The following is a 9,067-nucleotide window of genomic DNA, read 5'->3' as shown; positions in this document are numbered from 1 at the left end:
GGGAGGGGCAGGGTGAGCAGCGCCGCGGTGGCTGCGGCGAGCACGGTGGCCGGACGGAACACGGGACAACTCCTGAGACGAAAGGACACGAGGCGCGGACTCTAGTCAGAGTCCCCCGGCCCGAAAATCATGCAGCGGTGCCGCCGGAAATCGTTTCCGGGGGCAACGATTCGCACGCTTCCGAGCCCCGCGCGTCAGGTCGCGCCGGCCGCCAGGTCCTGCAATTCCTGCCATCTCGCATAGAGTCGGTCCACTTCGGCGCTGGCGGCTTCCAGGGACTGCTGGAGCTCGGCCGCCTTGGCCCCGTTGCTGTAGACGTTCGGGTCGGCGAGCTGGGCCTCCAGGCCCGCCTTGCGCTTCTCCGCGGCCTCGAGGGTGGCCTCCATGCCGTCCAGCTCGCGCTGGTCCTTGTAGGAGAGCTTCACCGTCTTCTTCGGCGCGGCCTTGGCGACGGGCTCCTGGCGGGGAGGTTCGTCCTTCCGGGCCTCGTCCTTCTTCTTCTGCTGGGTGGCCTTGAGGGCGGCGGCCTGGGACTGCTCGCGCAGCCGCTTGTACATCTCGTAGTTGCCCTCGTAGCGGGTGACCTTGCCGTGGCCGTCGAAGCTGAGGATGGCGGTGGCCACCTTGTCGAGGAAGTAGCGGTCGTGCGTCACGAGCAGCGTGCTGCCGGCGAAGTCCAGCAGCAGCCGCTCCAGGATGTTGAGGGTGACGATGTCCAGGTCGTTGGTGGGCTCGTCCAGCACCAGCACGTTGGCGCCCTCCAGGAACAGGCGCGCCAGCAGCAGCCGGTTGCGCTCGCCGCCGGACAGCGCGCCCACCTTCATGCGCTGCATGGGCACCGGGAAGAGCAGGTCCTCCAGGTAGTCGCGCAGGGCCACCCGGCGGTCCGCCAGCTCCACGTGGTCCTCGCCGTTGGAGGCCGCGTCGTACACCGTCTGGTCGGGGTCCAGCTGGGCGCGCTGCTGATCATAGTAGGCGACCTTGGTGTTCTTCCCGATGACGAGCTTCCCGCCGTCCGCGGGGATTTCGCCCAGCATCACGCGCAGGAAGGTCGTCTTGCCCACGCCGTTGGGCCCCAGGAAGCCCACGCGCTCGCCGCGCTGGAGCCGGAAGTCCACGCCGTCCAGCACCTTGCGCTCGCCAAAGGACTTCATCAGCCCTTCCGCCTCGATGACGGTGTGGCCCAGACGGGGGGCCGCCACCACGCGCAGGTCCGCCACCTTGGGACGCTGGAAGCCCTTCTCCGCCAGCAGCTTCTGCGCCCGTTCGATGCGGGCCTTGCTCTTGGTGCGCCGCGCCTCGGGGCCCTTGCGCAGCCAGGCCACCTCCTGGGCAATCCAGCGCCCGCGCTTGTGCTCCGCCATCTCCGCGTTCTCCTGCGCGACCAGCTTCTGCTCCACGTAGGCCGCGTAGTTGCCGGGGTAGGAGATGAGGCCGCCGCCGGGCTGGATTTCGACGATGCGGTCCACCAGGTCGTCCAGGAAGTAGCGGTCGTGCGTCACGAGCAGCAGCGCGCCGGGCAGCTTGTCCAGCTCGTCCTCCAGCCAGTCCACCGTGTCCGCGTCCAGGTGGTTGGTGGGCTCGTCCAGGAGCAGCAGGTCCGGGCGCGTGAGCAGCGCGCGCGCGATGGCCACGCGCTTGCGCAGGCCTCCCGACAGCTGCGCCACCGGCCGGTCCCAGTCCTTCACGCCCAGCCGGTCCAACAGCATCTTCGCGTGGTGCTCCGTGTCCCAGCCGCCCGCCTGTTCGATGCGGTCGCTGAGCACGGACAGCTGCTCCAGCATCTTCTCGGTGGCGTGGGCGGGGTCCGCCTCCAGCTTGCGCGACAGCTCCGCGTGCGCGTCCAGGGCCTCCTTGAGCGGGGCCTGGGACACGGCGAGCTCGCTCTGCACCGTGGCGCCTTCGGGGAACTCCGGCTCCTGGGGCAGGTAGGTGACGCGGGCGCCCCGGCGCAGCTGCAACTCGCCCAGGTCCGGCTTGGAGGCGCCGGCCAGTATCTTCATCAGCGAGGACTTGCCGGAGCCATTGACGCCCACGAGGCCCACGCGCTCACCCTCTTCGATGGTGAAGGTGAGGCCCTCGAAGACGGTGCGGCTGCCGAAGGCGAGCTGGACATTGGCGGCGCGAAGCAGCGTCACGGAAGCAGACTCCTTGAAGGGGGATGCGAAAGCGAAAGGGCGCCCCCCACTCAAGCGGGGAGCGCCCTTCCTACTGCCAGAGCGGCGTCAGGGAAGCCCGGACTACTTGCGGGCGGCCTGGTCCGCGGCCTGCTTCTCCTTGTACGTCGCCATCAGGGCCTCGGCCTCGTTCTTCGGCACCTGCGAGTACCGGGCGAACTCCATCGTGAACTCGCCCTTGCCCTGGGTCGCGGAGCGCAGGTCGGTGGAGTAGCCGAACATCGTGTTGAGCGGCACCTCGGCCACGGCCGTGAGGTAGCCCTCGGCCGTCTCCGTGTTGAGGATGGTGCCACGGCGCTGGTTCAACTGACCGACGACGGAGCCCTGGAACTCCTCCGGCGCGCTGACCTCCACCTTCATGACGGGCTCCAGGATGATGGGCTTCGCGGCGGAGTAGCCCTCGCGGAAGCCCATGATGGCGGCCGTCTTGAACGCGTTTTCAGACGAGTCGACCGCGTGGAAGGCGCCGTCGTTGATGACCACGCGCAGGCCCACCACGGGGAAGCCGATGAGGCTGCCCTTCTTCACGGCCTCGGCGAAGCCCTTGTCGCACGCGGGGATGAACTCGCGCGGGATGGAGCCACCGACGATGTCGTCCACGAACTCGTACTGCTGCACGGCGTCCGAGGGCAGCGGCTCCACGTAGCCGCACACGCGCGCGAACTGACCGGAACCACCGGTCTGCTTCTTGTGCGTGTAGGCGAACTCGCCCTTCTGGCTGATGGTCTCGCGGTACGCCACCTGCGGCTTGCCGGCCTTCACTTCGCAGTCGTACTCGCGCTTCATGCGCTCGATGTAGATTTCCAGGTGGAGCTCACCCATGCCGCGGATGATGGTCTGCCCGGACTCTTCGTCGCGCGACACGCGGAAGGTGGGGTCTTCCTTGTTGAAGCGGTTGAGCGCCTTGGAGAAGTTGGTCGACTTGGCGCGGTCCTTCGGCTCCACGGCCAGCGAGATGACGGCGTCCGGGACGAACATGGACGTCATCGTGTAGTTCACGGTGCCGTCGGTGAACGTGTCGCCCGACGCGCACTCGATGCCGAACAGCGCGACGATGTCGCCCGCGGTGGCCTCGCTGACGTCGTTCATCTGGCTGGAGTGCATGCGCACGATGCGCGGCACCTTGACCTTCTTCTGGTTCACCTGGTTGACGATGAAGTCGCCCTTGGTGACGCGGCCCTGGTAGATGCGCATGTACGTGAGCTGCCCGTACCGGCCGTCCTCCAGCTTGAACGCGAGGCCGACGAAGGGCTTCTCCGGATCCGACTCCAGGATGATCTTGGCCTCGTTGTTCTTCTGGTCGAGGGCCTCGTTGGTCGCTTCCTTGGGGTTCGGCAGGTAGCTGCACACCGCGTCGAGCAAGAGCTGCACGCCCTTGTTCTTGTACGCGGAGCCGCACATCACCGGCGTCATCTTCAGCGCGATGGTGGCGCGACGGACGGCCTCACGCAGCTGCTTCTCCGTGATGGAGTCCGGGTCGGTGAGGAACGCCTCGCCCAGCGTGTCGTCCACGTTGGCGATGCCTTCGATCATCTCCGCGCGGCGCAGCTCGGCCTCGTCCTTCATGTCCGCGGGGATGGCCTCTTCGCGGATGTTCTCGCCGTTCTCGCCGTCGAAGTAGTACGCCTTCATCGACAGCAGGTCGATGAGGCCCTGGAAGCGGTCCTCCGCGCCGATGGGGTACTGGAGGCGCACCGCGTGGTGGCCCAGCTTCTCCTTCAGCTGCAGGGCAACGCGGTCGTAGTTCGCGCCGGCGCGGTCCATCTTGTTGATGAACGCGATGCGCGGAACCTTGTAGCGCTTCATCTGGCGGTCCACCGTGATGGACTGCGACTGCACGCCCGACACCGAGCAGAGGACCAGGATGGCACCGTCGAGAACGCGGAGCGCGCGCTCCACCTCGATGGTGAAGTCCACGTGTCCCGGCGTGTCGATGAGGTTGATGTTGTAGTCGCCCCACATCGCGTACGTGGCGGCGGACTGGATGGTGATGCCCTTCTCACGCTCCAGGTCCATCGAGTCCATGATCGCGCCCACGCCGTCCTTGCCGCGGACCTCGTGGATCTCGTGGATCTTGCCCGTGTAGAACAGGATGCGCTCGGAGAGCGTCGTCTTGCCCGAGTCGATGTGGGCAGAGATACCGATGTTACGAATCTTCTCGATGGTTGCGCTGGTGGCCACGATCCGGTCCTTCTTCTATTGAAAAAATTGCCTGAGGGAACAGAGCAGGCGGGGCCCTTACTTCCCACAGGACTCAGTTACCAGACAAATCCGCATGACGCGGGGCGTACATCCGCCTACGTTCCGCCGTCCTGTGACGACTGAGGCTTCATAACAATGAGTGCGAACGAAAACTTCTCCCTGGCCCGCGCCTGGCTGCGCGCCTTCAACGCCCACGACGTGACGGCGCTGGTGGCGCTGTACGCGGAGGATGCAACGCATACCTCGCCCAAGATTCGCGTCCTGCATCCGGAGACGGGGGGGCGCCTGGTGGGCCGGCCGGCCCTGGAGCGGTGGTGGAAGGACGCCATCGCCCGGCTGCCGGGCCTGCGGTACGAGGAGACGGCCCTCACGGCGGACGGGGACCGGGTGTTCATGGAGTACCTGCGCCATGCCCCCAACGAAGCGCCCCTGCCGGTGGCGGAGGTGCTGGACATCCGGGGCGGCCTCATCGTCGCCTCGCGCGTCTACCACGGATAAGGTGCCCCCCATGGCGAACCCCCTCAACTTCGACCGGGACTTCGGTTACCTGCTGCCCTTCATGGACAAGGTGGCGTCAGCAGCGTCGGAGCTGCCGGACGCCTCCGCTCGCCAGGAGCTGGTGCAGCTCATGGCGGAGGAGAAGCTGCGCTGGGAGCGGATCCGCTCGCTGCTGCAGGGGGCGCCGGGCCGGGGCGCTTCCGCCGCGTCCTCCCGCGAGGCCTCCGTGCGGCTTCCCAACGACGCGCCGCCGCTGGCGCGGGTGTCCGCGGACGGGGTGAACCGGGTGGCCCGCCTCGAGGCGGGCTTCACGGTGGGCAGCCTGAAGAACCCGCGCTGACGACGACGGCGGCGGCGGTGGATCAGGCGCTGCTGACGCGCACCTGGTCCAACGCGTCGTAGGTGGCGGCCTTGTAGGCCTCCGACAGCGTCGGGTAGTTGAAGCAGGTCTCCACGAAGAGCTGCGCGGTGGAGCCGGTGATGAGCGCGGTGAGCCCCACGTGCACCAGCTCCGAGGCCTGCTCGCCCAGCACGTGCACGCCCAGCAGCTTCAGGTCGTCGCGGTGGAAGAGCAGCTTCAAGAGGCCCTGCTGGTCGCCGATGATCTGCCCGCGCGGGTTGGTGTTGAAGGTGGCGCGGCCGACGACGTAGGGGACGCCGCGCGTGCGCAGGGCCTCCTCGGTGTCGCCCGCCATGGACACCTCCGGGATGGTGTAGATGCCGTAGGGCAGGATGGGCGTGAGGGTGCGCTTGCCCGGCCCGAAGGCGTGCTCCACCGCGATGCGGGCCTGCTCCATGGACGTGGAGGCCAGCGCCGGGAAGCCGATGACGTCCCCCACCGCGTAGATGTGCGGCACGGACGTCTGGTAGGCGGGCCCGACCTCAATCTGGCCGCGCTTGCCCTGCTTCACGCCCAGCGCCTCGATGCCCAGGCTGGCGGTGTTGGCGGTGCGGCCGGAGGCCACCAGCACCTGATCCGCCTCCAGCACCTCGCCCGTGGACAGCTTCAGGCGGATGGGCTCGTCGTGGGACTCGGGGACGTGCGCGGTCTCCACCACCTGCCCCAGGCGCAGCCGGACACCCAGCGACTCCATGCAGTCGCGCAGGAGCTGGGCGATCTCCAAGTCCAGGAAGGACAACAGCTCGTCCTTCACCTCCACCAGCGTCACCGGGATGCCGAGCGCGGCGAACATGCACGCGTACTCGCAGCCGATGACGCCGCCGCCCACCACCACCAGCGTGCGGGGCAGGGTGGTGATGTCGAGGATCTCATCCGAGTCGTGCACGCGCGGATCGCCGAAGGGGTACAGCGGCGGCCGGTACGGCGACGAGCCGGTGGCGATGAGGACGTTGGACGCGGCGAGCGTCGCCACCACGGCGCCCGCGTGGGTCACCTGCACGGTGTGCGCGTCCAGGAAGGAGCCGGAGCCCTGGAACACCTTCACGCCATGGCGCTGGAGGTTCTTGTGGATGCGCTCGCGCTCCATCTGCTTCACGCGGCGCTCGCGGAAGAGGAAGTCGGAGACGGTGGCCTCGTGGCGCAGCGTCGCGTCCACGCTGTAGAGGCCGCGCGCCTTGAAGCCGGACAGGTGCAGCGCCGTCTCCCGGAGCGTCTTGGAGGGCAGGGTGCCGGTGTTGGCCGCGGTGCCGCCGAGCACGGGCTCCCGCTCCACCACCGCCACGCGCTTGCCCGCGAGCGAGGCCTGCACCGCGCCCCATTCTCCGGCCGGTCCGGAGCCGATGACCACCAGGTCGAAGTCCGCCATGGGCCGCACCCTATCCCTTCCACGGTGCGGCGCTACACCTGAGGCACGGGTGAGGCACGGGCCGGGTGTCCCTCAGGCGTCCTCGGTCTCCAGAGCCGTGGGGGGCGCGACGACGGCGGGCACCCGGCCGGTGTAGTGCAGCTTCTCGCGGACCTCCGCGTCGGTGAGCAGCCGGAAGCCGCCTTCGGGCAGATCACCCAGGGTGATATCGCCCACGGCCTCCCGGTGGAGCGCGCGGGCGGGCAGGCCCACGGCGCCCAGCATCCGCTTCACCTGGTGGTGGCGGCCTTCGGTGAGCGTCACCTCCACGGTGTGCTCGTCGCGCACGCGCACGACGGCGGGGCGGGCGGGGCCGTCATCCAGCGTCATGCCCTCGCGCAGGGGCGCGACACGCTCCTCGTCCGCGGTGCTGAACACCGTGGCGACGTAGCGCTTGGGCAGCAGCGTCTCCGGCGAGGTGACGTGGGCCACCAGCTTGTCGTCGTTGGTGAAGAGCAGCAGGCCCGTGGTGTCCACGTCCAGCCGGCCCACCGCGTGCCACGTGTACGTGGCGAGCTCCGCGGGGAGTTGGGGCAGGAGGACCTCGAACACGGTGCCCGTGCGGTGCTGGCGCGCGGTGGAGGACAGCACGCCCGCGGGCTTGTGGAAGGCGAGCACGAGGCTGGGCGCGACCTTGCGCACCGGCAGGCCGTCCACCTTCAGCACGGCGTCCGGCGGCACGGGGCTCAGGTGCGTCTTCACGACGTGGCCGTTGATGCTCACCCGGCCCGCCTTGATGGCGGCCTCCGCTTCCTTCTGGGGCATCGCGCCCGCGCGGGCCAGCGCCCGGGACAGCCAGTCCGGCTTCTCCTTGCCCTCCCAGCGGTTGGGACGGGGAGGGGACTTCGGCGGCCGTTCGGGCTTGCGAGGCATGGGCGCGGCACTGTACCCGCGTGGCGCGTTCCCGCGCTGGCTTACTTCCGGAGGGGCTCGTCCGGATCCTCGCCCTCGGCGGAACCAGGCGTCCTGCCGGGCTCGTCGCCGTTGGCCATGCGGTGGGGCTCCTCCTCGAGCCCGCCGTCCTCGGCCGTCATGGGCGTGCGGCCGGGCTCCTCGGGAAGCCCGTCTCGGGACGGCGCCTGCTTGGAGGAGGGGCCAGGCTCGTTGCCCCCCACGACCATCGGCTCATAGGGCATGTGGTTCACGCGGCGCTCCTCCTGGCAGGGGTACTCCTTGCGGCATTTCCCCGAAAGGTAGCGACGCTCCGGCGTCTTGCCGCGCCCGGCCGGGAGTCCCCCTGCCTGCTCAGTCATCGGCCTCGGGCGCACCGTCCCCAGAAGGGAAGTTCTTCCGCACGGTGTGCAGCGCGGCCAGCCACAGCCGGGCCTCGTGGCGCGTGAGGCGCGAGCGGCGCAGGGGCGCGAACAAGTCCCGCACCGCCGTGCGCCCGGGCTGTTCGTCCACGAGGAAGCCGCCCGTGGTCAGCAGCGTCTCCAGCGTGGCCTCCACCCGCGCGAGCTCCGCGTCCGTGGCGGCCAGCGGCAGGGGCCCAGGCGGCGGCGCGCTGCCGGCGAGCACCGCCATCCGCACCTCGTAGGCGTAGAGCAGCACCGCCTGCGCCAGGTTGATGGAGGGCTGCTCCGGCGCGGTGGGCACCGCGGACAGGTCGTGGCAGCGCTCCACCTCCGCGTTGGTGAGCCCGCTCCTCTCATCCCCGAAGACGAGCGCCACCGGCCCCTGCGCGGCCCTCGCCACCAGCTCCTCTCCCACGGCGCGCGGCGACAGGCGGCGCTTGCCCTCCACCTTGCGCGAGCTGGTGCCCACCACCCAGACGCAGTCGGACACCGCCGCTTCCAGCGTGTCCGGCCGCTTCACGCCCTCCAGCAGGTCCTCCGCGTGCACCGCGAGGCGTCGCGCCGGCCCCAGGTCCTCCGCCTCGGGGGTGACCCAGGCCCAGTCGGACAGGCCGCAGTTCTTCAGGGCGCGCGCGGCGGCGCCCAGGTTTTCCGCGTTGCGCGGGCGCATGAGGACGAATCGGACAGGCAGCACCATGGGGTGCGTTCTATCGCCCCGCCTCCCGCGTGGGGGCCCCAGTTGACCGCCGAGCCGATCCACCGCCAGTCTGCGCACCGGAATCCCGCGTCCCGCGCGCGTCCGAGGCCACCTGGGTGTGGCCGGCCGGACACCCTGCGGGCCCGCGGACGCGCATGGGGGAGCGCCGGCACGTGGTCGCCGGGCCGCACTTCCCGTGCGCCTCCGAGACGCGCCACGCACGGCACGCGGAATGAAATCGGTCCCGCCGAAACCCCCTGGAGGAATCATGTCCCCGCAGTCCGCTGTCCCGCCGAAGCCCCCGCGCGCACCCCGTGCCCGCTGGCTGCTGTCGGCGTTCCTGGTGAGCGCGCTGCTCGCCGGCTGCAAGCAGGAACCCGCGGCCCCCACGCC

General features: G+C 69.7%; 8 protein-coding genes. 2 read left to right on the top strand and 6 right to left on the bottom strand.

Translation table 11 applies throughout. From position 1 onward, the window contains the following. Positions 1–194 precede the first annotated feature (194 nt). Together D7V97_RS35070 and fusA are read right to left on the bottom strand one after the other, a co-directional pair. The gene (locus D7V97_RS35070) at positions 195–2,138 is read right to left on the bottom strand and encodes an ABC-F family ATP-binding cassette domain-containing protein (protein WP_120614980.1); all 1,944 of its coding nucleotides are present in this window, start codon (positions 2,136–2,138) and stop codon (positions 195–197) included. A gap of 102 nt (positions 2,139–2,240) precedes the next feature. Next, positions 2,241–4,358, bottom strand: coding sequence for an elongation factor G (fusA, locus tag D7V97_RS35065; RefSeq protein ID WP_120614979.1), 2,118 nt, complete (start codon positions 4,356–4,358; stop codon positions 2,241–2,243). 156 nt (positions 4,359–4,514) lie between these two features. Between fusA and D7V97_RS35060 the strand changes: the two genes are divergently transcribed. Both D7V97_RS35060 and D7V97_RS35055 read left to right on the top strand, forming a co-directional pair. After that, the gene (locus tag D7V97_RS35060; RefSeq protein WP_120614978.1) at positions 4,515–4,877 is read left to right on the top strand and encodes a nuclear transport factor 2 family protein; all 363 of its coding nucleotides are present in this window, start codon (positions 4,515–4,517) and stop codon (positions 4,875–4,877) included. Between the two features lie 10 nt (positions 4,878–4,887). Then, on the top strand, positions 4,888–5,217 hold the full coding sequence (locus D7V97_RS35055; protein WP_120614977.1) for a hypothetical protein: 330 nt from the start codon (positions 4,888–4,890) through the stop codon (positions 5,215–5,217). A 22-nt stretch (positions 5,218–5,239) separates the two neighbouring features. Here D7V97_RS35055 and sthA read toward each other — a convergent pair whose 3' ends face one another. The 4 genes from sthA to D7V97_RS35035 form a co-directional block, all read right to left on the bottom strand. Then, a complete protein-coding gene (gene sthA / locus D7V97_RS35050) occupies positions 5,240–6,643 on the bottom strand; it encodes a Si-specific NAD(P)(+) transhydrogenase (protein WP_120614976.1) in 1,404 nt (467 codons plus the stop codon). A 72-nt stretch (positions 6,644–6,715) separates the two neighbouring features. Next, the gene (locus D7V97_RS35045; protein ID WP_120614975.1) at positions 6,716–7,555 is read right to left on the bottom strand and encodes a pseudouridine synthase; all 840 of its coding nucleotides are present in this window, start codon (positions 7,553–7,555) and stop codon (positions 6,716–6,718) included. Positions 7,556–7,596: 41 nt separating this feature from the next. Continuing rightward, the gene (locus D7V97_RS35040; RefSeq protein ID WP_120614981.1) at positions 7,597–7,818 is read right to left on the bottom strand and encodes a hypothetical protein; all 222 of its coding nucleotides are present in this window, start codon (positions 7,816–7,818) and stop codon (positions 7,597–7,599) included. A gap of 109 nt (positions 7,819–7,927) precedes the next feature. Continuing rightward, complete coding sequence (locus D7V97_RS35035; RefSeq protein WP_120614974.1) at positions 7,928–8,674, bottom strand: RNA methyltransferase; 747 nt, start codon at positions 8,672–8,674, stop codon at positions 7,928–7,930. Positions 8,675–9,067: the final 393 nt, after the last annotated feature.

The sequence above is a fragment of the Corallococcus sp. CA053C genome, assembly GCF_003611675.1.
In the GTDB taxonomy this organism is placed as follows: domain Bacteria; phylum Myxococcota; class Myxococcia; order Myxococcales; family Myxococcaceae; genus Corallococcus.
The sequence above is the reverse complement of the archived record's forward strand: the minus strand, read 5'-3'. Positions and strand labels throughout refer to the sequence as shown.

Coding starts and splice junctions, on each gene's coding strand:
- D7V97_RS35060 (WP_120614978.1), top strand. CDS start 4,515: ATGAGTGCGAACGAAAACTTCTCCCTGGCCCGCGCCTGGCTGCGCGCC.
- D7V97_RS35055 (WP_120614977.1), top strand. CDS start 4,888: ATGGCGAACCCCCTCAACTTCGACCGGGACTTCGGTTACCTGCTGCCC.
- sthA (WP_120614976.1), bottom strand. CDS start 6,643: ATGGCGGACTTCGACCTGGTGGTCATCGGCTCCGGACCGGCCGGAGAA.
- D7V97_RS35045 (WP_120614975.1), bottom strand. CDS start 7,555: ATGCCTCGCAAGCCCGAACGGCCGCCGAAGTCCCCTCCCCGTCCCAAC.
- D7V97_RS35040 (WP_120614981.1), bottom strand. CDS start 7,818: ATGCCCTATGAGCCGATGGTCGTGGGGGGCAACGAGCCTGGCCCCTCC.
- D7V97_RS35035 (WP_120614974.1), bottom strand. CDS start 8,674: ATGGTGCTGCCTGTCCGATTCGTCCTCATGCGCCCGCGCAACGCGGAA.